The sequence below is a fragment of the Holdemania sp. 1001095H_141210_F2 genome (assembly GCF_015558105.1).
Classification (GTDB): Bacteria; Bacillota_I; Bacilli_A; order Erysipelotrichales; family Erysipelotrichaceae; genus Holdemania.
On the sequence record NZ_JADNPO010000030.1, the window covers coordinates 1 to 24,253 of the forward strand.

26 protein-coding genes are annotated in these 24,253 nt (G+C 50.2%); 16 read left to right on the forward strand and 10 right to left on the reverse strand.

What is annotated here, in order from left to right; genetic code table 11:
• Nucleotides 1-258 (forward strand): hypothetical protein (locus tag I2G61_RS13610; RefSeq protein ID WP_195548346.1); only part of this gene is annotated, 258 nt, incomplete at its 5' end.
• 176 nt (nt 259-434) lie between these two features.
• Here I2G61_RS13610 and I2G61_RS13615 read toward each other — a convergent pair.
• Entirely contained in the window at nt 435-1,067 is a 633-nt protein-coding gene (locus I2G61_RS13615) for a polymer-forming cytoskeletal protein (RefSeq protein WP_195548347.1), read from the reverse strand.
• A 218-nt stretch (nt 1,068-1,285) separates the two neighbouring features.
• Here I2G61_RS13615 and I2G61_RS13620 point away from each other — a divergent pair, with 218 nt between their 5' ends.
• Nucleotides 1,286-1,762 carry an NUDIX hydrolase gene (locus I2G61_RS13620; RefSeq protein ID WP_195548348.1) on the forward strand — a complete coding sequence of 159 codons (477 nt, stop codon included), beginning with the start codon at nt 1,286-1,288 and terminating at the stop codon, nt 1,760-1,762.
• A 230-nt stretch (nt 1,763-1,992) separates the two neighbouring features.
• Here I2G61_RS13620 and I2G61_RS16805 read toward each other — a convergent pair whose 3' ends face one another.
• Nucleotides 1,993-2,166: a winged helix-turn-helix transcriptional regulator gene (locus tag I2G61_RS16805; RefSeq protein WP_370544674.1), complete on the reverse strand. Its 174-nt coding sequence runs from the start codon at nt 2,164-2,166 to the stop codon at nt 1,993-1,995.
• A gap of 255 nt (nt 2,167-2,421) precedes the next feature.
• Between I2G61_RS16805 and I2G61_RS16545 the strand changes: the two genes are divergently transcribed.
• The gene (locus I2G61_RS16545; RefSeq protein ID WP_229100765.1) at nt 2,422-2,691 is read left to right on the forward strand and encodes a hypothetical protein; all 270 of its coding nucleotides are present in this window, start codon (nt 2,422-2,424) and stop codon (nt 2,689-2,691) included.
• A gap of 441 nt (nt 2,692-3,132) precedes the next feature.
• On the opposite strand, the gene I2G61_RS13635 is transcribed toward I2G61_RS16545, so the two are convergent.
• The gene (locus I2G61_RS13635) at nt 3,133-4,029 is read right to left on the reverse strand and encodes a LysR family transcriptional regulator (protein WP_072683678.1); all 897 of its coding nucleotides are present in this window, start codon (nt 4,027-4,029) and stop codon (nt 3,133-3,135) included.
• Nucleotides 4,030-4,209: 180 nt separating this feature from the next.
• Here I2G61_RS13635 and I2G61_RS13640 point away from each other — a divergent pair, with 180 nt between their 5' ends.
• The 4 genes from I2G61_RS13640 to I2G61_RS13655 all read left to right on the forward strand — a co-directional run bounded on the left by I2G61_RS13640 (nt 4,210) and on the right by I2G61_RS13655 (nt 9,619).
• Nucleotides 4,210-6,150 (forward strand): FAD-binding protein, encoded by a 1,941-nt coding sequence (locus I2G61_RS13640; RefSeq protein ID WP_072683677.1) that lies wholly within the window; start codon nt 4,210-4,212, stop codon nt 6,148-6,150.
• A gap of 393 nt (nt 6,151-6,543) precedes the next feature.
• Nucleotides 6,544-7,020: a DUF1648 domain-containing protein gene (locus I2G61_RS13645; RefSeq protein WP_072683676.1), complete on the forward strand. Its 477-nt coding sequence runs from the start codon at nt 6,544-6,546 to the stop codon at nt 7,018-7,020.
• A gap of 311 nt (nt 7,021-7,331) precedes the next feature.
• Entirely contained in the window at nt 7,332-8,582 is a 1,251-nt protein-coding gene (locus tag I2G61_RS13650) for a metallophosphoesterase (protein ID WP_195548349.1), read from the forward strand.
• Nucleotides 8,583-8,683: 101 nt separating this feature from the next.
• Nucleotides 8,684-9,619, forward strand: coding sequence for a hypothetical protein (locus I2G61_RS13655; RefSeq protein WP_072683674.1), 936 nt, complete (start codon nt 8,684-8,686; stop codon nt 9,617-9,619).
• Nucleotides 9,620-9,737: 118 nt separating this feature from the next.
• On the opposite strand, the gene I2G61_RS13660 is transcribed toward I2G61_RS13655, so the two are convergent.
• Entirely contained in the window at nt 9,738-10,223 is a 486-nt protein-coding gene (locus tag I2G61_RS13660; protein ID WP_072683673.1) for a PTS sugar transporter subunit IIB, read from the reverse strand.
• Nucleotides 10,220-10,648, reverse strand: coding sequence for a PTS sugar transporter subunit IIA (locus tag I2G61_RS13665; RefSeq protein WP_072683672.1), 429 nt, complete (start codon nt 10,646-10,648; stop codon nt 10,220-10,222). Before I2G61_RS13665 ends, I2G61_RS13660 begins: the two co-directional genes overlap by 4 nt.
• Before the next feature lie 239 nt (nt 10,649-10,887).
• On the opposite strand from I2G61_RS13665, the gene I2G61_RS13670 reads away from it, so the two are divergent.
• The gene (locus I2G61_RS13670) at nt 10,888-11,724 is read left to right on the forward strand and encodes a MurR/RpiR family transcriptional regulator (RefSeq protein WP_072683671.1); all 837 of its coding nucleotides are present in this window, start codon (nt 10,888-10,890) and stop codon (nt 11,722-11,724) included.
• Nucleotides 11,725-12,061: 337 nt separating this feature from the next.
• On the opposite strand, the gene I2G61_RS13675 is transcribed toward I2G61_RS13670, so the two are convergent.
• From I2G61_RS13675 to I2G61_RS13685, 3 genes are all read right to left on the reverse strand, one after another.
• On the reverse strand, nt 12,062-13,225 hold the full coding sequence (locus I2G61_RS13675) for a glycoside hydrolase family 88 protein (RefSeq protein ID WP_072683670.1): 1,164 nt from the start codon (nt 13,223-13,225) through the stop codon (nt 12,062-12,064).
• Between the two features lie 118 nt (nt 13,226-13,343).
• On the reverse strand, nt 13,344-14,081 hold the full coding sequence (locus I2G61_RS13680; RefSeq protein ID WP_072683669.1) for a carbon-nitrogen hydrolase family protein: 738 nt from the start codon (nt 14,079-14,081) through the stop codon (nt 13,344-13,346).
• Between the two features lie 69 nt (nt 14,082-14,150).
• The gene (locus I2G61_RS13685) at nt 14,151-14,942 is read right to left on the reverse strand and encodes a methyltransferase domain-containing protein (RefSeq protein ID WP_072683668.1); all 792 of its coding nucleotides are present in this window, start codon (nt 14,940-14,942) and stop codon (nt 14,151-14,153) included.
• A gap of 111 nt (nt 14,943-15,053) precedes the next feature.
• Between I2G61_RS13685 and I2G61_RS13690 the strand changes: the two genes are divergently transcribed.
• The 8 genes from I2G61_RS13690 to I2G61_RS13725 all read left to right on the forward strand — a co-directional run bounded on the left by I2G61_RS13690 (nt 15,054) and on the right by I2G61_RS13725 (nt 22,691).
• Nucleotides 15,054-15,851 (forward strand): HAD hydrolase family protein, encoded by a 798-nt coding sequence (locus I2G61_RS13690; protein WP_072683667.1) that lies wholly within the window; start codon nt 15,054-15,056, stop codon nt 15,849-15,851.
• A 92-nt stretch (nt 15,852-15,943) separates the two neighbouring features.
• Nucleotides 15,944-16,531 carry an HdeD family acid-resistance protein gene (locus I2G61_RS13695; RefSeq protein ID WP_072683666.1) on the forward strand — a complete coding sequence of 196 codons (588 nt, stop codon included), beginning with the start codon at nt 15,944-15,946 and terminating at the stop codon, nt 16,529-16,531.
• A gap of 14 nt (nt 16,532-16,545) precedes the next feature.
• Entirely contained in the window at nt 16,546-16,851 is a 306-nt protein-coding gene (locus I2G61_RS13700; protein ID WP_072683665.1) for a hypothetical protein, read from the forward strand.
• A 697-nt stretch (nt 16,852-17,548) separates the two neighbouring features.
• A complete protein-coding gene (locus I2G61_RS13705; protein WP_072683664.1) occupies nt 17,549-19,102 on the forward strand; it encodes an ABC-F family ATP-binding cassette domain-containing protein in 1,554 nt (517 codons plus the stop codon).
• Nucleotides 19,103-19,176: 74 nt separating this feature from the next.
• On the forward strand, nt 19,177-20,961 hold the full coding sequence (locus I2G61_RS13710) for a DUF885 domain-containing protein (RefSeq protein ID WP_195397454.1): 1,785 nt from the start codon (nt 19,177-19,179) through the stop codon (nt 20,959-20,961).
• A gap of 3 nt (nt 20,962-20,964) precedes the next feature.
• Nucleotides 20,965-21,462, forward strand: a complete 498-nt coding sequence (locus I2G61_RS13715) for a GNAT family N-acetyltransferase (protein WP_195397455.1) — start codon at nt 20,965-20,967, stop codon at nt 21,460-21,462.
• Between the two features lie 57 nt (nt 21,463-21,519).
• Complete coding sequence (locus I2G61_RS13720) at nt 21,520-21,960, forward strand: peptidylprolyl isomerase (RefSeq protein WP_195397456.1); 441 nt, start codon at nt 21,520-21,522, stop codon at nt 21,958-21,960.
• Nucleotides 21,961-22,427: 467 nt separating this feature from the next.
• Nucleotides 22,428-22,691 carry a helix-turn-helix transcriptional regulator gene (locus I2G61_RS13725; protein ID WP_195548350.1) on the forward strand — a complete coding sequence of 88 codons (264 nt, stop codon included), beginning with the start codon at nt 22,428-22,430 and terminating at the stop codon, nt 22,689-22,691.
• Between the two features lie 42 nt (nt 22,692-22,733).
• On the opposite strand, the gene I2G61_RS13730 is transcribed toward I2G61_RS13725, so the two are convergent.
• Complete coding sequence (locus I2G61_RS13730; protein ID WP_072683659.1) at nt 22,734-23,516, reverse strand: hypothetical protein; 783 nt, start codon at nt 23,514-23,516, stop codon at nt 22,734-22,736.
• Between the two features lie 257 nt (nt 23,517-23,773).
• Complete coding sequence (locus tag I2G61_RS13735; RefSeq protein WP_072683658.1) at nt 23,774-24,250, reverse strand: hypothetical protein; 477 nt, start codon at nt 24,248-24,250, stop codon at nt 23,774-23,776.
• Nucleotides 24,251-24,253: the final 3 nt, after the last annotated feature.

Sequence of the window (24,253 nt, forward strand, 5' to 3'; positions counted from 1 at the left end):
ATCATGGCGGAATTGGAAAGAGCGGATCGTCAGCGGGAATGGCTGGAACAGGGCATGGAACGAGGTTTGGAACGAGGCGAATTATGCAAAGTCATTAAACTGGTGCTGAAAAATATGAAAAAAGGCAAGCCCATTTCAGAAATTGCGGAGATTTTAGATGAAGATGAAACTGTAATCCGACAGATATTTTCCTGTCATGAAAACTATCCTGAATTGACTGCGGAACAGATTGCGGAGAAGATAAAAAATTACGCATGAATTTCTTTTTTTGATGCTGTAATGAAGTAAGAGAAGAGGAGTAAAATACCGGTAGAATATGAAGAATCTCTCAGTGGTATTCCACCTTCTTTCAATACCGTTAAACTATTTTCCAGTTTCAAAATCTTTAAAATTAAAAAAGCTAAGGAAAAGGCACGCCGAAGCGTGCCTTTAGGTTAATTAGATGCTTCTTCCTCGTCCACCGTTTGGAAAACCTCTTCGATTTCCTTTTCTTCGGCAGTTTCTTCCGCAGCAGCCTGCTCGATCATGACGATCTTGCTTTCCAGATGCGCACCTTGCAGCACACTGAACTGTTTCGCTGTGATATCGCCTTCAATCCAGGCGTTTTTCTGAACATGCAGGTCTTCCGCAATCATCAGATTACCATAGATCTGACCGTCGGTCAGACATTCTCCGGCGCTGACATTGCCGCGGATGCTGCACTCCCGATCCATGGTTAACGAATTCGTGCAAACCACATTGCCTTCGATCTGACCGTTGCGCAATTCCAGATTCATCGCGGTTACATCGCCATTAATCTGGCCTTTCACTAACAGATCCTTGCCGCAATGCACACTGCCGTTAACGGTACCGAGAATCGTCAGGCTGCAATCGCATTCCAGATCACCGTTGATCGTTACGTCTTCGGTTAATACGGATTCCTCCGCGCTGATCGTCTGCTTATTTTCCATTTTTTCCACTTCCTCCTGTTTTGGCTGGGGTATCATTTCCGTTGCAGGAGCTGCAACGTTTTCAAAGAATGCCGGTTCGTCATCCAGTTCTTCTTGTTTTTTGCGATTTCTAAACATATAGCCCTCCTGTTTCTGTTATTCATTATTCCAGTTTTAACGCGAAAGTCAATTCTTGAAAGCTGGAAAAAATCTTACGATTTATTTACGCCCTGAATTTGCGGTTCGATTACGGTTATACTGGATAATTCTGACTTGGATCAGAATACGACTTTTCCCGAATTCCGCTTGCGTTTTTCCTGAGCATTCGTTATCCTGAGAATCAGGAGGCGATGAACATGGATATTTCATTTGATGTCGGAACATCCTGTTTCAATGTCAGGACCTGTGCGGTGATGCTTTGCGGTGAAAATCTGCTTGTGATGAAGGATAAGAAACTGCCTTATGCCTATTTGCCGGGCGGCCGCGTAAAGCTGAATGAAACAGCTCAACAGGCATTGATTCGTGAATTACAAGAGGAAATCGGGATCCAGGCTGTAATTGAAAGGCCGTTATGGGTGACGCAGGCGTTCTTCACGGAAGCGGCCAGCCAACGGCGGTTTCATGAAATCTGCTTTTATTTTCTCGTTTCCTTGCGTAAATCCTCCTTGCTGCGGTCGATGAATTCTTTTTCCCGTTGGGAAGGCCAAATAGAACATCGTTTTGAATGGGTTGCTTTCAATGAATTAAGTCATCTCGATTTTCAGCCGGAATTCGTCAAAACCCATGTCAGAACCTTACCGGACCATGTGGAATTCATACTGGATCAAAATTGAAGATGAATCCTGTCCTCTTAGATAAGGTCTGCTTAAAAAATTTCGCCAGAATTCAATCAAATCTATATACAAAAAAACAGTATGGGAAACAGGATACGGTCAGATGATTATTTCTTGCTTGGCATCCTGTTCTTTTTGGATTGAAGGCCTTTTCTTTGAAAGGACAGGCGCGGCCTGAGTGGACTTATAGGCTGGTTCATGATCTACCAATCCCCATGGACACATTGTTTCTATGATTGGATAGAGCGAACGGCCTTTATCTGTGGGCTGTTCTCTAACTTCACCGGGATTTGCGGATACTTTTGCCGCAGGATCAGTGCGTCTCTTTCCATTTTCTTTAATAGTCCGCTTAAGGTTTCATACAGAATCGTTCCCCTTTTCCGATACAACTTGTTAAACCTGATTTTTTAATGTTCAACTAACCAACATAATATAATTTGATGAGTCGCCATTTTCTTCCGATCATCGTCAAAGTATAACCAGATGGCTATCTGACACCGATTGCTTTTTTCGGCTGACTTATTCGATACTCATGGATATCACTTCTCTGAAGGAGGGTATATATCAGAAAAGTATGTACTTCATCAGGGAAGAACCGATAATAGAATTTCCACGATAAAAAGCATTCGAGAAAGGAAAGGGAGATCAAAATAAAACATGTGTTAGTGATCCTGAGCGGCGGTCGTCCAAAGGAAAATATCCGCCAGCTCGTTGATCAGGGGGAGAAGGATGCGGGTTATCCGACAGAAGATGTTTCTTCGGATGAAGCCCGTGACGAAGGATGCACGGGCCGCAATGTCTATCATTATGGCAACCCTTGTGTTCAGCACGACGATTTTCATTCACTGATTTTGAAAATCAAAACAGTGTCGTTGATTTGTGTTTGCTTCCCCCCCCGCTTTATTTTTGGACATTTTCCGCGAAGCTGAAAGCCTTCGTCGGCCGCTTTTATTGTCTGGCGCAAAACGGATCAGAATTTGCCGCTGATCCGTTATGAATAGTATAAGGTTCATGACTGTGCCCTCCTGATGGCTTCGGCAGACGCTTATTTTCGGATCTTTGAGTAGGCAGTTTTCTATTATCAGTTTGCGATTGTCAATGATATCGGTTTTTATGATCGCGGAATGCTTTTTTCGGCGTCCATGGCAATACCAACAGAATGCCTGAAATCGCACAGAATGGTTATCTGAAAAAAACTGTCAATAGGGAAAAACGGTAATGACGACGGATTCACGATGAGTCTGACGTTAAACGCAAATCTGGAATTGAAGAGAACAGCATCATAAAGAGGTACAGTGCTGCCATAACGTTTTATTGTTGGGCAGCTGAATTTTCTTAAGCTGCGGCTTTGGTTACTTTTGATTCACGGATCATACAATGGCGGGCGGTTGTTCGACATTCTGTTTTTCAGCAAGCGCGATGAATGCTTCCAGTTCCGGCGACATCCGCGCGCCATACCACGCGATGCCTAACGGCATCGGTCTGACATCCTTCAGCGGAATTTTCAATAAGCCGGAGAATTTCTTTGACCGCGAGCAGGGCAGAATGGTGAAACCGATTCCCGACTGCACCGCGATCAACATACTGTCAAAACTTGTGTAAACGGTCTGTACTACGATCTTTTTTGCCTGCAGCTGCGGCCTTGTGATCAGCCGCGGATTGCGGTGCAGCTCCGTATTGGCCAGGATCAGCTTCTGGCCTGCCAAATCGTCGAAAGTCAGATATTTATACGCTGCCAGCGGATGCGTTTTACTGACAAGCACGTAATACTGCGATTCCATAATCGGCAGAAATTTCAACTTGGGATCACTCTCCACTTCGTATTGATAACAGAAGGCCATCTCCACTTCGCCGGTGATCAGCAGCTGACGGCTGCCGCGATCCTCCTGCGTCAGGATATTAACATGAATCAGCGGACATGTCTCCGAGTAATTTTTGATGATCTGCGTCAGCTTGCCGTAATCAGCCAGACGGCGGACTAACAAGTTAATCAGCTTCGGCGTCTGGGCGTTCATCGACTGTACAGTTTGAACGATCGCTTCCAGCTGCCGCAGCAGCGGTTCCATTTGCTTATAAAAATAGGACCCGGCGGCTGTCAGCTCCACGCTGCGGTGCGTGCGGTTGAACAAGGTGACGCCCAGCTCCGTTTCCAGCGCTTTGATCTGATAGCTGACGACCGGCTGCGTGGTATAGAGCAGTTCGGCGGCACGGATGTAGCTCAAGGTTTGAGCGACGGTAAGAAAAGCACGGATCTGGCTGGTGTTCAACGACAATTCCCCCTTTGTGATCATATTGACGATCAGCTAATCACATTGTATCAGATTTCTTGATGTATAATAAAAAAATTTTATTAAACGATAAAGTATTTCGATTGTTTGAAACCCCTTGCAATCCTATAATGAAATCGACAAAAGTTTCACAATGTGAAACCAGAGGAGGGAAAGAAAATGAAGAATATTTCTCGACGGGACTTTTTGAAAGGCAGCGCCGCGACCGTCGCGGGGGCTGCGGCACTGGGGCTGTTAGGTGCTTGTTCGTCCAACGACGCACCGGCGGCTGCGACAACGGAGGAAAAGTTTGACAAGGAATGCGATTTCCTGATCGTCGGCTATGGTTTGGCGGGGGAAGCCGCCGCGCTGGAAGCCAACGACATTGACCCCAACGCCAAGATCTGTATTCTGGAAAAAATGGAAGAAGCGCAGGCGGGCGGCAACTCGATCGCATCCGGCCAGACCGTGATCGTGCCGGCGCCGGATGATCTGGAGACCTTTAAGAAATACCTGATCGCCTGCAGTCAGCCGAATCCGATTCCGGAAGAATATGTCGATTTCATGGCGAAGGAATTCTCTGATCAGCGCGGCTGGATTCAGGCGACGGTTGATAAAGTGGGCTATGAGCTGGGCTATGTCGGCGGAGGACCGCTGGCCTGGGGCTCATTAGTTACGGAATTCCCGGATCTGGACGGATCCAGCTTTAAGGGCTGTTCCGCGCATGTCCGCAAAGCCGGAACGACGTTCGAATACGGCGGCGTCTGGAGAGGTTTCGATCTGGCGGTTCGTGACCGCGGTGAAAATATTGAACTGATGTTCTCAACGGCCTTTACAAGCTTGATTCAGAATCTGGAAACCAAAGAGGTTAAGGGCGTCGTCGCCAAGGGCGCGGATGGCAAGGAAATCCGCATCAAAGCCAATAAGGGTGTCCTGTTGGCCTGCGGCGGTTACGAAAATAATTTACAGATGCAGCGCGATTTCCATGGGATGGACGTTGTTTACACCGGCGGGACTCCGGGCAACACAGGCGATGGCATCCACGCGTTGATGAACACTGGCGCGAAGATCTGGCACATGAAGAATCAGACGCAGTCGGGCGGCTTCTGGCTGGGCATCAAGGTGCCGGAACACGAAGCGACATTCATGCGCAACTTCTCGATGGCCGGCAAGAGCTGGATCGAGGTCTGCGCCGATAACAAGCGTTTCTACAACGAATCCGCGGCGTATCATCGTCAGCACATGAAATTTAAGGAATACGGCCATTATGTCGATCTGCCGCATGACCGCGCTCTGCCGGTTGATTTGATCTTCGATGAAAAGACCCGCACGGCCGGCGCGATCGTCACGAAGTGGCTGAGCTGGCCGATCACAACTGAAGGCTACGTCTGGTCCGACGATAACTCCGAAGAAGTGGCGAAGGGCTGGATCATCAAAGCCGATACGATTGAAGAACTGGCAGAAAAACTGGGCCGCGATCCAGAAGCGCTGAAAGCCACGATCGACGACTACAATGCCGGATGCAAATCCGGACGCGACGAATTCGGCCGCAGCGTGGAAACAATGGAACCGATTGATACCGCACCGTTCTATGCCGTCGGCATTACTCCGACGCTGGTGGCGACGACCGGCGGCGCGGAACGCAACGTCAAAGCTCAGGTGCTGGATTGGAATGACAATCCGATTCCGAATCTGTACGAAGCCGGCGAGTTAGGCTCGTATGTTTCCAACCTGTATCAAAATGGAATGTTCTTGGCGGAAGCCATCGCAACCGGACGTGCTGCGGCGGATACGGCATTCGGCGGCCGTTCGACGGTCACGACGGAGGTCAGCGGCGAGGTTGAGGAAACTATCGACATCACCAAGAAACCGGATGGCCAGTATGATCAGCTGATCAAGGGCAACCATGGCGAATACACGCTGCGGGCCACGGTTGAGGGTGGCAAGATTACCAATCTGGAAATCGTATCCGGACGCGAAAATATGTTTATGGACGACGACCAGCTGAAAGCCTTCTTCGACGAAGTGATCAACGGTCAGAATGTCGAAGTCGACGCGATCTCCGGCGCCACGCTGGATTCCAACAACCTGTTGGACGCGTTAAAGGCAATCTTCAAATAAGCTTCAGCGGTAAAAACAAATTCATCCGCAGAAAGGAAAGCAATCCGCAGGATCCCTATTCCGGAAGGCGCGGGGAGGCTGGCTGCGATTCCCTCCGGCTTTGGCAGTCAACTTCCGCCTTTCCTTCACGTCAATCCTTCAATGTTATAGCTTCCTGACAAGAGTCTGTCTTTCCCAAAATAAGGGGCAGACTCTTTTTTTGCAATTTTAAAGTTCTGCACGAGGTCGGGGATTGCATTGGGAATGCGGAAACGCGTACAATAAACGAAGAATCAGGCGCAGGCGCTCTCCGTTGAAAAAGGGCTTGAAAAGGTTTGGGATCAGTGGAAGGCTGGAGCTAAGGAAAATGCGCGGAGGTTGGAATTCGATGGAGTCCATGGGGAGGAATGTGAAATGAAAGAAAAAGCGAAGCAATTTCATCAAAGGTGCCGAAACGGATGTTGGCTGATCGTGATCGTCCAGCTGACAGGTTTATTTCTGCGATGGGCTTCTCTGCCTGATCGGATCCCGGCTCATTTCGACGCGGCCGGAAAGGTCGACCGCTGGGGAAGCAAAGCTGAGCTGCTGGTTCTGCCATGGATTTCAATTCTGATGATGGCGGGTTTGGAATGGGTCAGCCGGCATCCGAAGCTGTGGAATATTCCGGTTGCAGTTACGGAACATAACCGCGAAGCGCTTGAGGCAGTTACATTGAGGATTCTCTCCCTGGCAGAGCTGCTTGTGGTCCTCTGGTTTGCACTGCTGGAATATTTCAGCATGACTGGCCGTTCACTGCCCGCCGGGTTGATCCTCGGGTTTGTGCTGAGCGTGGCTGTCGGAATTTGCGCCGCTATTTTCTGGTGCGTGCATACTGCGAAAAAATACCGCTGATCCCAATAGCCGGAGAGTGAGGACAACGTTTGGGATACCGATGATAAAATCAATCAAAGATCCGCGGCGGCCTGGAAAGAAAGCGTATGGGAAACTGTCTGGCGGCCGAGAATTGGTTATGCTGCCAAACTGCGAAAAAAAGTGGTCAAAGTCGTGGCAATGACATTGAAATTTGGCTACAATGAGAACCAGAAATATCCAATCGCGGGATTCTACAAGCCTGCGATCAGAAAATTCCATGTCCGCCGCCGCTTGCGGTTTTGTCCGAGGCATGGGATCATGGGATAAAAAAGAATCTGAGGAAAAGACCGATGTTAAAAAAGATGATGAAAATACTGGGACTGGCGCTCTGCCTTAGCGGCTGCACGGCAGTTCCGGCCATTCCCTCTCAACCGCAGGCCCTCTCGGCGATCCCTTTTGCAGAACTTAAGACGCCATTAACGCTGCTTTTCTCGTCAGATCTTCATTATCAAAGCGAGCGGCTGCAGTCGCAGGTGTCCGTAGTGCCGCAGATGATCTACAACGAAGCCATCACTTCGGCGATGCTGGCACAGATGGAAGCGGCGAAACCCGACTACATTATCCTGACAGGTGATTTAGTCAATCAGGGCGATGCACAGGATCATCAGAAAATGGCTGAACTGCTGCGGAAAGTGAATGAAACCGTACCGGTGCGGGTGATTTGCGGCAACCATGATCTGGCGATGGTAACCCGCGAGGAATTTGTGTCTCTGTATCATGAATTCGGATATGATCAGGCTTATTCGCGCGATCCCGCGTCGCTGAGTTACGCGGAGCTTACCGAGGCCGGCGTGCTGTTGATTCTGCTCGATACCAACAGTGAACGACCCGGCGGCAGTGAAGGAACACTGTCCGCCTCGACATTGGAATGGCTGAAAACACTGGGAAATCAGGCGCGCGAGTCAGGCTGGCTGACACTGACGTTCAGCCATCACAATCTGCTCGATCACACCGTGACCACATCCAACGATATCGTCCATACGGCCGATGCGGCGAAGACATTGCTGGAACAGCTGAATATCAGGACGCACATCAGCGGTCACCGCCACACGGGGCATATTCAGACGGAAACGATCGGATCCCAAAGTCTGACGGAAATCGTACTGCCGATGCCGATTGCCTGGCCGAATACCTATGGCCGCATCGAGATCAGCACGCAGGGAGAGCTGGACTACACGCAAAGGACAATCGACGTCGCCACCTGGGCGAAGAAGCAGGGACTTTCCAACCCCGATCTGCTCGACTTTCCCGCCTATTCGGTCCAGGCTCAACGCCAGGCAAATCAAAACACGCTGGATTCTACATTGAAAAATGTGGAACTGACTTGTGAACAGCGGCAAGCGATGGAGGATTTGTTTCAGCAGACGATGTTCAGCTACCGTCAGGGTCAGCTCGATCAAGTCCGGGCCGAGCTGCTTGCGCATCCCGGCTATCAAGCCTGGCAGACGCTGGGACCGGATACCATCTGGAAACGCTGGCTAAAGGAGTTGTTAACCAGGACTGAACAAAGTCCTGGAGATCACGTTCATGTGGCGTATTGAAGTCCGGCGCCCAATCCGATAATCCACGGGCGACGTTAAAACTGAAAATACCGATAGGACAAGCAACATGTTAAACAAAGACAGGATGAGGAGAATCAAAGATGACGGCATTGGATCAGGAATGGGAAGAAATCCGCAGACAGCGGGACCGACAGGTGAAACTGAAGGCTCAGTTGGAGCGCCTGAAAGCTCAGCAGGTAACGTTGAATGGAGAAGTCGGGCAGCGGAAGCAGCGATTAAAGAAGGAAGAACAGGATGTTGATCAGCTTGAAGCCTTCAGCTGGACCACTTTGTGGGCACGGCTTAACGGTCAGTGGCATGAAAAACTGTCAGAGCAGCGTCAGGAAGCGGTTGTCGCCGCCGTCAGAGTTGAGGCCGCCTGCCGGCAGCAGGAAAAACTGGAAGCCCGGATCGCCCGGATCGAACAGGAGCTTCATACGCTGAAGGATTGCGGGAAACGTTGGGCATCGCTGTTGGAACAGAAAGCGGATCAGCTGGCGGAGGAACATCCGCAGAAAGCCGCCGCCCTGTTGCGGCTGGAAATGCGGCAGAGGGAATGGGAGCGAAAGCAGAAGGAATTGCGGGAAGCCGCCGACGCCGGGGAAATGGCGCGGGGTCTGGCTTGCCAGCTGGTTGAAAAAATGGATGAAGCGCGGACGTGGGCGACCGTCGATTTATTTGGCGGCGGAATGATCACCGGCTTTGTGAAGCATCGCTGTCTGGATGAGGCGCAGCAGCTGGCCCGGCAGCTGGAAGAGCAGCTGCGTTGTTTTGAAAGCGAGCTGGCGGATGTGGAGCTTCACCCCTCGCTGGGATTAACGCTCGATCCGTTTTTACGAATTCTGGATATCCTGTTTGACAGTTTCGTTACGGACTGGACCGTTTCGGAGCGGGTGGAAAAAGCTTGCGTTCAGGCTGAACGGACCCGCAGGGAGATTCAAGCGCTGCTGGATCATCTGATGGCGCTGCAGGATCAGGCCTGCCGTGAAAGCGCAAAGCTGACGCGCCAGCGCAGACTTTTGATTGAGCAGGCTTGATTTCAGAAATCGAGGTCTTTCTTAATCGCCGCGCTGTTGCCGCCCAATGAAAAAGACCCAGCCCGGGTTGCAGCCGGGCTGGGTTTCGCTTTTTCAGCGCACTTATGGAAAAAGAAAATTAATGAATATTGGCGATCATTGGCATAAAATCAAGCTTTTCATCCTGAGGCAGCATCTGAATCGTCACTTTGACACCTTTGGATTCGATGTAACGGAAATCTTCCGCTTCCTGCGGCGTAACGCAGACAGTATGCTTGATGCGCGTGGATCCGATTTTATTCGAAATGTTGCCGACATTGATGGTTGGCATGAAATAACCCAGATCCAGAACCTTTCTGGCGGTAGCCGGCCCCCGCATGATAATCATCAGACGGTCTTTATCATAAGCATTTTCATTTAATCGCTGAACCGCGCGTTCCGCATTGAGAATGGATAAGCGGGAAGAAGAAGGACAGGCCATTTTCAATGCGATTTTCTGGATGTCGTCAACAGCGGCTAAATCATCAATGACCAGAATACGTGTAATATTCAGCTGATTTGTCCAAACGGTAGCCACCTGACCATGGATCAGCCGTTCGTCGATGCGGATGTTCAATATACTCATGATGCTTCTCCTTTCTGATCCGCAAACAAGATTTGCGGGTCGATGACATGAATGGCTTCTTTGGCTTCCAGCAGCGCGTTGTCAATTAACTGACGCGAACTCTGGCTGCCATTGCGATGAACAAGCAGATAGGTCAGTAAGGTTAAGGTCGTCTCCGTGATGATTTTAACTTTCTTATCCGGAAGCTGTGTCAGGCAGGCTTCCATTGGAAAGCCGCCCTGAATGTCGCACAGACACAGGATTTCTTCGGTTTCCGGCTCCCAGGCTTCAATCTGGTTACGCAGATTTTGACGATAGACGTCGAGATCCTCGTTCAGCTTGTAGTCCAGCGCCTGCAGATAAGCCTGCGGACCGCATAACATTTCCGCCGCTTCCCGCATCCCACAGGCAAAGTGATCATGACCACAGATCAGAATTCCAATCATAAACTCATCTCCTCGTTTCTTCAGAGGAAGATCGATCGCCGGCGAGAGGCTGCCGGCTCCGTATCTCGCTTCTACTCTTATTATAACGGCCAAAAAGAGGTTGAACAGCGTTAGGGAAGGGGTTGGAAAAGAATTTTGAGTTGTTGGTGAGATAAGAGAATCCAGCGAAAAAATATTGTCATTTCAGCCGATAAATTTGCATTTCCCGATTGTCTCTTTATAATGAAGGAGGGATTGTCATGAATATCCGGGAACGGTTAAGAAATACCCATTCGCTGAGTGCGAATGAACAAACGCTTGCGGAATATCTTCTGAAGCATACGACGGAAGCGGTTGAAATGGATTATCGCCAGTTGTCTGAACAATGTCATGTCTCCATCAGCTGTATTTTCCGCTTGTGCCGGAAAATGGAAGTGAAGGGCTTCAACGAATTGAAATTGTTGTTGTCGAAAGAGTTGAACGAAGAACTCAGCCAGTATCAGAACGTCGACTTCAGCGTGCCCTTTTCTTCTGACGACAGCCTTGAAAGCCTGACGGCCAACATCGCCAATATTTACAAGCAGACGGTCGACGACACGCTGCGCATGCTGGATTTTAAGGAATTCCGGGCGATCGTTGAGACGCTGACGCAGGCCCGGCGGATCTTTTTCATCGGCAGCGGAAGCAACTTGTTGATCGGCCGGAGTTTGATGCAGAAGCTGCAGGAAATCGGGGTGAATATCCAGATGCCTTCAGAACTGACGGACGGGCGGCTGGTGTGCAGTACCGCCGATCGCGACAGCGTGGCTTTGGTGGTTTCTTATGCGGGAATTTCCAGCTACATGCTGGAATGCGTAAAGGCGCTGCGGATGCATGAGGCGAAGATTGTGCTGATCTCCAGCCGGCTGGATCCGAAGCTGCATTATTATGCGGACTACCGGTTATTTCTTTGCAGCAAGGAAAATCCGCAGATCAAGATCGCCAATTTTTCATCGGCCTGTTCGGCGCAGTTTCTCTGTGATCTCATCTTCTCCGCTTATTTTCAACAACATTATGATCAGTTCTGGCAATACCGGAAAAAGAAAACGTATCTGTAAGGATAACCAGAATTCGTCCCTTCCGCGGACGGCTGGATAAGCAGGCAGGAGCGTAAAGGCTGAGATCGCTTTTGCGTTTTTTTTAACTCTAAAACCGCGGGAAATGCGGGAGCTTCGGCCCTCTTTGACAAAGCAGCATGCAATCAAATAAAAAAAGCAGGCTCAGCGAGGCGTTGGGAAAGAAGCTAAGAAGAAGCCGTTGGAAATCCGGCTCGTTTTCAGAGTATGGGGCCTTCTTGGAAAGCAGCCGCCTTTTTTTGTAAGCAAAGCCCTTTCTGGCTCCATAAGAAAAACAGCGCCGTTGGACGCTGTTTCTTTGATCGGTACAGGAAAGTGATTACCAGTACATTTCCCAGTCTTTGCTTAAGCGGGTGAGCGCTTCAAAGTAGAAGTAATCCCCCCAGCTGCAGCATTCGTCGACGCCGTGCTGACGGCAGCCGTTGGTCGGGGTGCTGCGGCAGTAAGTGCTGTTGAGCAGCTGGCCGTTGGAGATTTTCGGATCCTTGACGGCGCAGTGATCATACAAAGCCTTGATCATCCGCCTGGCGTCGCTGATCAGCTCGTCAGCTTCTGCCTTTTCTACGTATTTCGCCATTTCCAGCATGCCGCAGGCTGCGATCGCGCTGGCTGAAGAATCACGCGGTTCATCGCTGCCGTCGGTGAAATCAAAATCCCAGTATGGAATCAGATCACCTGGCAGATGATCAATGAAGTATTTCGTGACATGGCGGAACAGCTCGAGATATTCCGGGTTATGCGTGTATTTGTAGCTGATCGCCAGACCATAAACGCCCCAGCTCTGACCGCGGGCCCAGGCCGATTCGTTGCGGTTGCCCTGATGGGATACGCCGTGGCTCGGCTTGCCTGTTTCCGGATCGAAGAAATAGGTATGATAGGTCGAATAATCCGGACGGATGACGACGCTTAACGCCGTATGAATGTGCTTCAGCGCGATTTCACGATATTTCGGATCGCCGCTGACTTCCGTCGCCCAATACAATAACGGCAGGTTCAGCAGACAGTCGATGATTAAGCGGTAGTTGTCCTTCGCCCCCAACGGACCCCAGGCCTGAATAAAGCCGCCTTTTTCCTGAAACCGGGTGATCAGCTTGTCCGCTGCTTTCAACGCCGCTTCTTTGGCTTTTTCATCGTTGAGCAGTTTATAGGCCGCAACGCAGGAAGGGGAGTACAGGAAACCGAGGTCATGATGTTCCAGCACGATGTTGCGGTTGACGCGGTCTAAGAAGCTTTCGACATGCGTCAGACCGGTCTGTTTGAAGCACTCTTCCTTCGTCGCTTCATAAGCCAGCCAGACCTCGCCGGTCCAGAAACCGTTGGTCCATTCGGTATTGTCCATCTGCGGATAAAAATTGTTGACGCTGTTGGGATACTTCATGCTGGTGGTGAAATCGTTCAAGCCGCTGCGCACCTGTTCGACGGCGTAATGGATCGCGTCGTTGAGCTCGGTATCGGTCAGTTCAGGATAGTTTGCAAAGTTCATGAGAAATCTCCTCTCTATGTTCCTATTGTAGCAAGTTTATGCAAGAAGTTCAACAATCTTGTATACAAGCTGAAATGAAAATTTAATCTGCCTGTCTGGTAAAGAAAAAACCGGATTGTTATTCCGGTATTTCCAGTGTCAGACAGCCTTCCTGAGCCCAGGGCAGCGAAGCCCGAATCCGTCCGTTTTGAATATCGAAAGCGCCGCCCAGCGCCGGCTCCTTTACCCCCGGTGAGTCCAGATTGTTGATCAGCACAACCCGCTTTGCGAAGCTTGCGGCCTGAGCGGCATACGCCTCAGCTTGTCCCTGCTTCCATTCATCAAGAGGAAAGCAGACGAAGACCGGCCAGAATACAAGGTCCGGCTGTTGCGAAACCATCGCGGAAACAACCTCGTCCGTCCAGCCGTCGCCGCACAGCAGTACGCCGATTCGTTTTCCCCGATAGCTGAAGATCCCGCTCTGCTTTCCTTCCGTGTAAAATTGAGGATTTGCGCCGGGAATTTTCCAGCCCGGCGACATTCGCGCGTAATCCAACAGGATTTCTCCCGAATTGGAAATGATCAGATCATTGCTCGTCCATTTTCCTGCATGAAATCGGAAATACCCGACGCCGATTCCGGAATGAAACGTTTTCGCCATTTCCTGCAGACGGCGCAGCGGCGGATCGCCGTGATCCAAAGCAAATTGCTGGTCATGATCCGGATTGAAATTCAGGCTGTTAAAGCCCTGAATAAACGCCTCGCCGAAAAGGACGAAATCCTGATCAGGATGCGTCCGCAGTACAGCTTCAATTTTGTCCATGTTCTGACTGATGTTTCCCTGGATCGAGAAAGCGGCGGCCAGCGTGATTTTCATGGTGAACTCACCTCAATTATTTCCCGGGTAATTTTAACAGAGCGGGATTTCGTTAATTTGTAATCAGGATTATTTTTTCTCGTAAATCCGCAGGATGAATTCCACTTCCGTCGACAGCTGCGTCAAAACGGCCAGCTTCTGTTTGTCCTGAATCGAAGTCTTGTAATAATACGGGGTCATCGTAAAGAGATCCTGAATCTGCGCCTGACTTTCCAACTGAATTTCATAATGCAACGTCTGTTCTTCGATCAGATCAAACTCCGGAGTTGTCATCGTTTCCTGCGGATTGAGATACGGAGTATCATATAAGACTTCTTTTAAGCCCCATAAGTGCCGCGGTCCGGGACTCACGACGATCAGTTTGCCCTGAGCTTTCAGCACGCGCGCATTCTCCGCCATTGCCAGCGGCGCAAAGCAGGACCAGATGACATCAATCGACTGATCCGGCAGCGGCAGCTCAAAGACTGACGCCGCCGCAAAATGAACGGAAGGACAACTCCGGCCTGCCTGTTTCAGGGCTTCCTTGGATAAGTCGATCCCGAAGCATTCGCAATCTTTCAATGTTTCGCACAGCGCGGTATAGTAACCCTCGCCGCAGCCGGAATCCAGCACCGCCGACGGATTGAGCGCCTGAACGAATTCGGTTAACTTCGCTTTCAGCGGCTGGTAAGCACCGCTTTGCAGGAAGCGTGTCCGGGCTTTGACCATTTCCGCGTTATCGCCGTGGATCTTCTTCGATGAGCGGATTAAATTGACGTAATGAAAACGCGACAGATCATAGCTGTGGCGTTTTTCGCATTGATAAACCGACTGCTTCAGCGTCAGCGGCTGACGGCAGACCGGACATAAGAAGGATATCATAAGCAAAGACCTCTCTTTTATGGGGATAGTGTAGCATATTTACATAAAAAACGGTAAAATAATTCCAACGAACAAGTCTTGTTCATACGAAGCGCAAAGGAGAAACAGGTTATGGTGAAAACGTTGATTCTGGATATTGACAACACCTTGATTGAAGCGATGAAGGAACTTCCGCTCCGCAGTGAAGCCGCGCTGCGGCGGTGGCTGGCGGCCGGACATCGGCTGGTGTTTGCCAGCGGCAAGAACGCCTGTGCGTTTGACGATTTGATCGCCTTGCTGAGAATGCGGCAAGGCTGGCATATTGCTTCCAACGGCGGTGTTCTGGCAGAACCCTCGACCGGCCGGTTTGAGCGGCTGGCGTGCGTCGGGGCGCGGAGCCGGCGGTGCATGGACGTGATGGATCAGCTGGGGATTCCTTATTTCGCATACACGCTGGATGAGATTGTGATCAACCGGCCGATGCCGCAGTCGCAGATCGATCATCTGGAATTTTTAAAGGATCCGCATGTAGTGCTGCGCGATTCGATCGATCCTCAGGCGGTTGTTAAACTGTTGATGTTCATTGATATTCATGATGAGGAAACTCCGCGGCGTTTGCGCCATCAGCTGCATCCGGAAGCGCTGGGGCTGCAGCTGATGCGCACCAGCAGCGAGCTGCTGGAAATCCATGATCAGCGCCAGACCAAGGCGGTTGGGGTGCGGGCTCTGGCAAACAAGCTGCATCTGGAGTTAAGCGAATTGTACGCGGTTGGCGACAGTGAGAACGATATGAGCATGCTGGAAATTGTCGGTCATCCTTATATCGTCGCCAACGCTTCCCAAACTCTGAAAGACCGCGGCTGGCCGCAGCTGGCAAGCTGCCGTGAGGAAGGGGTAGCAGATTTAATCGACAGGCTGCTGGCAGATTGAGAGCACTTCCGGCTGCGCAGGTTGACAAGCTGGGAAAAGAAGCGAATAATGAAAGAAAGAAATAACGCTGAATGAAAAATGGAGGCGGTTTTATGTTTATTTTTAGTTCAGGCAGTCAGGAAAGTTTTTATGAAATGCAGAATAAAATCAACCGTAAATTACGTTCCCTGCGCCGGATGGGATTGGGTCTGGCGGCGGCGCTGGTCGTGCTGGGCATCGTGCTGTTGTTCTGTCCGCAATCGGTCGTCCTGTGGATTGAGCGGGGGATTGCGGTGATCCTCGGATTGGTGGGGATCGTGGAAATTCTTGATTACCTGTCAACCAGCGCGCTGTTTCGGCAAAGTTTGACGATTGTCCGCGGGCTGTTCGATCTGTTGATCGCAGTTCTGCTTTTGCGGGCCGATGCGGAAATGGTCATCACGGTGTTCGCCGTCCTCCTGGGCGTCAGCGCGATTGTGATTGGAATTCATAAGCTTGATTACGCGATGAAGCTGAACTATTTTCGGGTCGAGGGTTCCGGCATGGCGATGGCGGGCGGCGTGCTTTCGGTGATCGCGGGAATTTGCTTTCTGATCAGTCCGTTAAGCTCGGCGATCGTGCTGACGACGCTGATTGCGGCATATTGTATACTGGGAGGCATCGCGTTGTTTGTCGAAATGCTTTCCTTTAAAAACCGGTAAGGGAGGAATCAGAAATGGATTTCAAGAAACAGGCGGAAAAGCTTGTCCAGAACGTTGCGCAGGCCGCGGAAAAGGGCACGGAGCGGGCGAAGGACAAGCTGGATCAGACGAAACGCCAGATCGAACTGAAACGGCAGCTGAAAGCCACGGAAGAGATGTTGAATACGGCGTACATGGAAATTGGCCGGGCTTATGTGTCGGCTCGGGAAGAAGAGCGGGAGATGCAAGATGTGGAAAACTGGCTGGAACAGGTGCGCACCTCGCAGATGACGATCGCCGATCTTCAGCGCCAGCTGGCCGTGCTCAAAAACATTGATTAATTAACGATGATCTGACAAAGTTGACCCGGGATTTTACCGGGTTTTATTTAGGATTGAAAGAAAGGACAGCGGATAAAAGCAGTTTATGATGTACCACAAGATTTGCTTTTGCTTCCTTCCCTTGCGGGGGGCGCAGATTGCGGGGCAGGAGGATGGTGTTGTGATCAAGAAACCTGGCAGATTTGTGTCCATTACAAGGATCATCATTGAAGGGGGATTCGTCAAAGCGTAATTTACAAGGCTTGTCTGCGAAATTTTCACAAAATGAGAAGCTGAAAACAGCTTCAAGCAATGGGAAATGTCGTTTTCTCGGAATGTACGGTAAAAGACCGGATCTGGGGTTCTTGAACTTTTGACGCAGGATCCTGCCGGAAGGGATGGGGCAAAGTGATAAGGCGGGAACTTGCCCGGCTGTGTCCTGATAAGGGTGCGCGAACAACCGGAATCCAGTTTAAGGATGCAGTCATGCGTGCCTGAAGCTGATAAGAAGGGGGCAGCACTATGAGCTTGAGCCGATCATCCCGAACATGAATAAAAGTGAAAAGTTTGGCGTCCGCTGAAATTCAGTAAGGTCTTCAAACTTTTATTTTGAAGCCTAAGAAAAATGCTGAAATCCGTGCTTGGAATTGACAACCTCACCGCCATTCGTTACACTGAATCCGTTATCGTATCAAATTAAATAAGGAAGGGTTAGACTATGAGTATTTTAACACTGGAGCACTGCAGCCACAGCTTTGGCGGCCGCAGTATTTTTGAGGACGTCTCGTTCCGCCTGTTAAAAGGCGAACACGTCGGGCTGCTGGGAGCCAATGGCGAGGGCAAGAGCACGTTTATGAAAATCATTACGCGCAAGCTGGAACCGGAGGAAGGAAAAATCACCTGGAGTAAGAACGTGAAGGTCGGCTATCTGGATCAGCACGCCGTGTTGGAACCGGGAATGACGATCCATGACGCTCTGGCGCAGGCCTTTGCCGGGCTATTCGATATCGAAAAACAGATCACGGCCGGTTATGAAAAGATGGCAGACTGCACGGAAGACGAGATGAACGAGCTGCTGGAACAGATCGGCGAATGGCAGGATACGCTGGAACACCATGATTTCTACCAGATCGACGTCAAGATTGAGGAAGTCGCCCAGGCGCTGGGGCTGAGCGAGATCGGGCTGGATCGGGACGTCAGCGAATTGTCCGGCGGCCAGCGCACGAAAATTCTGTTAGCGAAGCTGCTTTTGGAAAAACCGGACATTCTGCTTCTGGACGAACCGACCAACTATCTCGACGAGCAGCATATCCGCTGGCTGAAAACCTATCTGCAGAACTATGAAAACGCGTTTATCCTGATTTCTCACGATATGCCGTTTACCAACGAGGTCGTCAATCTCATCTACCATGTGGAAAACTGCCGGCTGACCCGCTATGTCGGCAACGTCGACGAATTCCACCGCCTGTACGAACAGAACAAGCTGGCGCTGGAAGCGGCGTATCAGCGTCAGCAGCAGGAAATTGCCCGAATGGAGGATTTCGTCGCCCGCAACAAGGCGCGGGTCGCGACCCGCGGCATGGCGAATTCCCGTGCGAAGAAGCTGGCGAAGATGGAACGGATTGAGCTGAGCGCGGAAAAGCCGAAGCCGACGTTCCGCTTTCAGATGGGAAAAACCCCAGGCAAGGTCATCTTTTCCACAAGCGATCTGGTGATCGGCTATGACGAACCACTGTCCAAACCGATCAACCGGGTGCAGGAAAAGGGTCAGAAAGTGGTGATTACCGGCGCGAATGGACTGGGCAAGACAACGCTGATGAAAAGCCTGATGGGGCTGATCCCACCGGTCAGCGGTTCCGTCCAGCTGGGTGAGCATGTACAGATCGGCTATTTTGAACAGGAAATCACCGAGCCGATCCGCCGCACCTGCATCGAGGAATTGTGGCAGACCTATCCCGCCTATTCCCAATATGAAATCCGCAGCGCGTTAGCCCGGTGCGGCTTGACGACGGATCAGATCGAAAGTCAGGTGATGGTGCTGTCCGGGGGGGAACAGGCGAAGCTGCGGCTGTGCAAGCTGCTGAACACGCCGTATAACGTGCTTTTTCTGGACGAACCGACCAACCATCTCGATCAGGACGCCAAGGACGAGCTGCACAAAGCAATCGCTGAATATCCGGGAACGGTGCTGCTGGTCTGTCATGAAAAAGAATTCTACACCGATCTGGCAGACGTCGTCTGGGATTTAAGCGAAGTCAGTCTGCGCCGCTGATCACGTATGCGCCGCCCGCTTTGATGCTAAACTAACGATGACGAACCGACGTCGTCGAAAGGAGAAGGAAAAACATGAACCTGAAAAAAATCGGACTGGCGCTGGCGGCATCCGCGCTGATCCTGTCCGGCAGCGGCTGCGCGCTGTTTTCCGCAAAAAAAGCGAGTCCCGCGCCGCAAGCGCAGACGGGAACCACGGAAGTTCAAAAAGCTTTCGATGAATTCCTGATGGAGGAAACCCGCCGCCAGCTGACGCAGGACGCCCTGACGCTGCATTTTTCAGCGACGGATCCCGCGGCTCTGGGCATCCGTGAGAAACCGATGACGCTGGGCAGTCTGAGCGAAGCCGATGAACTGCGCCATCAACAGGAAACCGAAGCCGCGCTGCAGAATTTACTGAAGTTCAAGCCGGAGGATCTCACGGCCGTCCAGCAGCTCAATTATCAGCTGCTGCAGCGCGATCTGGAACAAACGTCAGCGATGAACGAATACATGCCCCTGCAATTTCTGTTCGAGCCGAACCAAGGCTTGATCGGCGCGTTAAATCAGAACTTCCTCGAGTTCCGCATGGAAACGGAAGAGGACGTCCAGCTGTATCTGACGCTGCTGGCGGATGTAGAACGCTATCTTAACGAAGCTGTGACCTATACTCAAAACCAGGCTCGGCGCGGCTACTTCCTGCAGGATGAAACCCTCGACAGCACGCTGGCCGAAATCGACCGGTTTGTGGAAAAGGTAGACGACAATGCCCTGATCGTTAATTTTCAGGAAAAGCTGGCCGCGATTGACAGCCTGAGCGACGAGCAGCGTCAGCGCTATGCCAACGAGAATGAAACGCTGATGAAGGAAACCTATCTGCCAAGCTACCGTCATGTCCGGGAAGAACTGGAAGCCCTGCGCGGCAGCGCCAAGGGGCAGGGCGGTCTGGCGGCAGCGTATGGCGAGCAGGGCCGCGCTTATTACCAGCTGTTGATGCAAGCCAAAACCGGCACCGATCAGACGATCATGGAGCTGGCCAGTGAGCTGGAGAATTTCCTGATTCAGAAGCTGCAGCGCATGCAGACGCTTCTCCAGCAGGATCCAAGCCTGCTGGAGAAGCTGGAAGCTGTGGAATTCCCGACCGTCGACGCGGCGGAGCTGTTAGCGGAATTTGAAAAGAAAATGACGGAAGTGGTGCCGGAAATCCCCTCGATCCGCTATACCGTCAGCTTCCTTGATGCGAGTATCGCCAGCGAGAATACGATCGCCTACTATCTGATTCCACCGCTGGATCAGGAAACGGAAAATATTATGAAGGTCAACCCTGCCTATGCCGACAATTCCGAAACACTGTGGACTACGCTGGCGCATGAAGGCTTTCCGGGACATTGTTACCAACATAACTATTTTCAGAATACCGATCCTCACCCGATCCGCCGTGTCCTTTCGGAAACTGCCTACGCGGAAGGCTGGGCGGAAATCATCGCGCTGGAAGCTTACCGCTGGCTGGGCATCGACGATGAAAATCTGATTGAAACCCTGCAGATCAACGCAATGTTCGGCTACTATCTGCAATCCCTGTGCGATATGGGGGTGAACGGCTTAGGCTGGAGCGAAGCAGATCTGACAAGCTACCTGAGCAATTTCGGCTATGAAGACGCAGCGGCACAGATTTATCCTCAGCTGGTTGCCAACCCGGGCGTGCTGCTGCCATACGGCGTGGGCGAAATGAAGATGGAACAGCTGCGCGATCAAGCCCGCGAAGCCCTGTCGGATCGGTTTGATCAGAAGGACTTTTACAGCGTGATCCTGGATAACGGTCCGCGTCCGTTTGACTTGATTGAACAAGACGTCCAGACGTATATCCAATCCCAGAAATGAGGAATGCTGAATGAGAATCCGTCAAGCCAGTCCGCAGGATGCACAGGGTCTGGCAGAAGTTCACGCACTGAGCTGGCAGGCCGCGTATGCCGGCTGATCGATCCCGAATTTCTGAAAACCCGCACCCTTCAGCGCAGCTTGGAAACGTTTAAGCGAAATGGCTGCGCGGAGATCTGGCTGGCAGAACAGGCGGACAAGATCGTCGGTTTCTGCCGGATCGGCAGGGAAGAAAACAACGGTGAACTGCTGGGCGAGATCGTGGCGCTGTATCTGCTGCCCCAGTTTCAACGTCAGGGGATCGGCAAGCAGCTGATGCAGGCAGGAATTGATCAGCTGCGCCAGCGCGGCTATTCCATAATTGTCCTGTGGGTTCTCAAGTCGAATGTCCAGGCCCGCCAGTTTTATGAACACTGCGGATTTACGGCCGAGCCTGTGGAAAAGACGTTAGACATGGGTACGCCGCAGATTGTTGTGCGGTACCGGCTGACCTGCGAATCTTAATGCAAGGATTTTGAAAATAGAGTAGAATAAGAAGGAAAGAAAAGGAGCGAACAAATTATGGGTTTAATTCAAGGTAAAATTACGATGGCCAACGGAGCGGAAATTCCGTTTGAGCTGTATCCGGACGAAGCGCCGATCACCGTCGCCAACTTCGTCAAGCTGATTAAGGAAGGCTATTACAACGGCAAGACTTTTCACCGCGTCATTCCGCATTTCGTTTCCCAGGGCGGCTGCCCGTATGGCACCGGCGCAGGCGATCTGGGCTACACGATTCCCTGCGAAACGAAAAACAATCCGCACAAGCATATCGCGGGCGCGATGTCGATGGCTCACCGCGGCAAGGACACCGGCTGCTGCCAGTTCTTCATCTGTCATGATCCGCAGCCGCATCTGGACGGCGTGCACACGGTCTTTGGTCAGGTGACGGACAACCTCGGCGCTGTCCGCGCCATGCGCAACGGCGACGTCATGGCCAAGGTGGAAATCACTGAAGAATAATCAATCTTTAATTTAACTCTGCTTCTCCCAAAGCAAGGATTTCAGGAGAAGCAGAGTTTTTCTTTGGCCGGGTCTGATTTCCTTCTTGCCGGCACTTATATTCCTAAGTTTTCAGGCATCATAAAAAATATATATCAAAAAATGAATAAATTCATGAAAAACTTGAAATAAACAATGTATTTATTATCTGTAAAAATTGATTATGATAGAGGATGTAATTCCTATTTAATTGAAATTAGTAGAAATAAGAAAAAATGATAAATTTATTTTTTACCTCCTTCTTTCGCAATAAATGTTATTTGAAATTTCTACTTATCTTTAGTTTACGTGATAATTCTTCGTTCTCTTTTTCAGCTATTCTTTCAAAATTATTTACCTGCAAAAATATTATTGCCATATATGGGAATAATCTGGAAACCACGTTGCTATCATAGAACCGCAAAAAACAAAAGAAAGGAAGCTGAACTATGGAATACGTCACATTGATATTGAATAGAATTCGGGAATTATGCAAACAAAGAGGAAATATTTCATTCTACAAATTATCCGAAATGTCCGGCGTGAGCACGTCCACTCTGGAGAACATCATCAAAGGACATACCAAGAATCCGGGAATCGCGACGATTCATCAATTAGCGTTAGGTTTTAATATGACCATCGCTGAATTCTGTGATTTTGACGAAATGAACATGTATGAATTCGTCGAGGAGGAAAACGAAGTCGCCGGCTGACGCCGGGCTTTTAACAGGAATCCAACGAAAAGGCAGTCTTTTTCAGACTGCCCTCGACTTGGATTTTTTCAGCATGCGATTTTCTTTCCTGATCTTTTTCTTCAGCTGTTTTTTCTCTTTCTCACTTAACGGATAATCCAGAGAGTAGAGATGAGCGTCCTGATATTTGATTTTCTTGTCATATTTGACCACCGCTACCCACTTCAGCTTGTGCTCCAGCTTGGATTTCTTCGGCCGCAGATACAACAGTGCCGTATCGAGAATTTCATATTTCTCATTCATAAAGTCGATCCGGGCGATCGGCGTCTGCCACTGTCCGGAATAAACGACCAGTCCTTTGACGACAAGGAAGGAATTCTGAATGGTTGTGCTGTCGAAGGTGAACTCAGCCTGTTCGATCTCTTTCAGATCGCTGGTTAACTTATCCGCGTTGCGCTTGCCGATCAGTTCGTTGCGCTCCATCAACAGTTCTACGATCCACGATAAGAACAGGATGACAACCACTATCGGAATGATGAACCAGGCATACTGACTCTGTAAGAACAAGACGATCTTCCCCAGGAAAGGAACGTGCATGACGTAGATGCCGACGATATCCTGCCGGTATGTGTGATATTCATCCAGCCCTTCATAAGCATAGGCTTGTGTATAATACCGTACCCGGCCATCCGATTCTACTTCGGTCTTGGCTAAAGTATGCGTCAATACTGTATCTTCCCCCAGCCGGTTCGCATGGAAGGTAATAATTGTACCGGGAACCAGCTCATCATCGGATTGTATGTTCTTCGACAACACCAGCGAATAGGTTGGAATCTTCGGTTCCATACTTCCGCTCAATACCGTATAGAATTGAAAACCGGTTAGTTTGATCATGGTATCGGGAAAGAACAACATTCCCAAGATATAGCAGAACAAAACAAAAGATATAAATCGGAATATCCAATTTACAATCTTCGGTTTAACTCTCCACTTTTTCTTTGTCCCCATGTTACTATCCCCGCAGTTATCTCTATTTTATCAGTATTCAGGTTAGAATCAAAGATACTTTTAAAAAAGCCATCCGAAGATGGCTTAAATATATACTAATTAGTCGCTGGAACGAGCGTCGCTGTTATTGTAGCAGTTACATCATCTAAACTAGTAGGAGCATCATCTGGCATAGTAAATGCAGCTTTTATAGTATAATCTCCTGCATCAATCGGTTTGGTAAGATCAATCTTTTCCGCCCCCTTGTATACCTCAATAGTAGGGTTATTATTAGTAATATCACCAGATAAACTTGCGGAAGGAGTCAATTTAACCTCATGATTTGATGGCTCAACAGAAATTGGCATCTCAACTGTATATACAGGAGCTGACTCTAAAGCACGACTATCTTCGTTGTTTGAAACACTAAATTCATCAGCCCCTGATAATGTGGACGTGACTGTAACGGGCTTAGCAATTGTAATTAGATGTGCATTAGTAACACTCAATTTATCCCACGCCGCATAAGACCCCGTGGTCGCCGCGACGATCGCCGCACCGGTCATGAAACCAAGAATCGCTTTTTTCTTCATTAT

Bases quoted from the DNA above. Each gene is read 5' to 3' on its own strand.
- I2G61_RS13680 (WP_072683669.1), bottom strand. From the start codon at position 14,081: ATGAAAATCACGCTGGCCGCCGCTTTCTCGATCCAGGGAAACATCAGT.
- I2G61_RS13695 (WP_072683666.1), top strand. From the start codon at position 15,944: ATGTTTATTTTTAGTTCAGGCAGTCAGGAAAGTTTTTATGAAATGCAG.
- I2G61_RS13710 (WP_195397454.1), top strand. From the start codon at position 19,177: ATGAACCTGAAAAAAATCGGACTGGCGCTGGCGGCATCCGCGCTGATC.
- I2G61_RS13645 (WP_072683676.1), top strand. From the start codon at position 6,544: ATGAAAGAAAAAGCGAAGCAATTTCATCAAAGGTGCCGAAACGGATGT.
- I2G61_RS13730 (WP_072683659.1), bottom strand. From the start codon at position 23,516: ATGGAACCGAAGATTCCAACCTATTCGCTGGTGTTGTCGAAGAACATA.
- I2G61_RS13700 (WP_072683665.1), top strand. From the start codon at position 16,546: ATGGATTTCAAGAAACAGGCGGAAAAGCTTGTCCAGAACGTTGCGCAG.
- I2G61_RS13665 (WP_072683672.1), bottom strand. From the start codon at position 10,648: ATGATTGGAATTCTGATCTGTGGTCATGATCACTTTGCCTGTGGGATG.
- I2G61_RS13650 (WP_195548349.1), top strand. From the start codon at position 7,332: ATGTTAAAAAAGATGATGAAAATACTGGGACTGGCGCTCTGCCTTAGC.
- I2G61_RS13640 (WP_072683677.1), top strand. From the start codon at position 4,210: ATGAAGAATATTTCTCGACGGGACTTTTTGAAAGGCAGCGCCGCGACC.
- I2G61_RS13705 (WP_072683664.1), top strand. From the start codon at position 17,549: ATGAGTATTTTAACACTGGAGCACTGCAGCCACAGCTTTGGCGGCCGC.
- I2G61_RS13720 (WP_195397456.1), top strand. From the start codon at position 21,520: ATGGGTTTAATTCAAGGTAAAATTACGATGGCCAACGGAGCGGAAATT.
- I2G61_RS13735 (WP_072683658.1), bottom strand. From the start codon at position 24,250: ATGAAGAAAAAAGCGATTCTTGGTTTCATGACCGGTGCGGCGATCGTC.
- I2G61_RS13655 (WP_072683674.1), top strand. From the start codon at position 8,684: ATGACGGCATTGGATCAGGAATGGGAAGAAATCCGCAGACAGCGGGAC.
- I2G61_RS13725 (WP_195548350.1), top strand. From the start codon at position 22,428: ATGGAATACGTCACATTGATATTGAATAGAATTCGGGAATTATGCAAA.
- I2G61_RS13685 (WP_072683668.1), bottom strand. From the start codon at position 14,942: ATGATATCCTTCTTATGTCCGGTCTGCCGTCAGCCGCTGACGCTGAAG.
- I2G61_RS13715 (WP_195397455.1), top strand. From the start codon at position 20,965: ATGCTGAATGAGAATCCGTCAAGCCAGTCCGCAGGATGCACAGGGTCT.
- I2G61_RS13660 (WP_072683673.1), bottom strand. From the start codon at position 10,223: ATGAGTATATTGAACATCCGCATCGACGAACGGCTGATCCATGGTCAG.
- I2G61_RS13620 (WP_195548348.1), top strand. From the start codon at position 1,286: ATGGATATTTCATTTGATGTCGGAACATCCTGTTTCAATGTCAGGACC.
- I2G61_RS13670 (WP_072683671.1), top strand. From the start codon at position 10,888: ATGAATATCCGGGAACGGTTAAGAAATACCCATTCGCTGAGTGCGAAT.
- I2G61_RS13690 (WP_072683667.1), top strand. From the start codon at position 15,054: ATGGTGAAAACGTTGATTCTGGATATTGACAACACCTTGATTGAAGCG.
- I2G61_RS13675 (WP_072683670.1), bottom strand. From the start codon at position 13,225: ATGAACTTTGCAAACTATCCTGAACTGACCGATACCGAGCTCAACGAC.
- I2G61_RS13615 (WP_195548347.1), bottom strand. From the start codon at position 1,067: ATGTTTAGAAATCGCAAAAAACAAGAAGAACTGGATGACGAACCGGCA.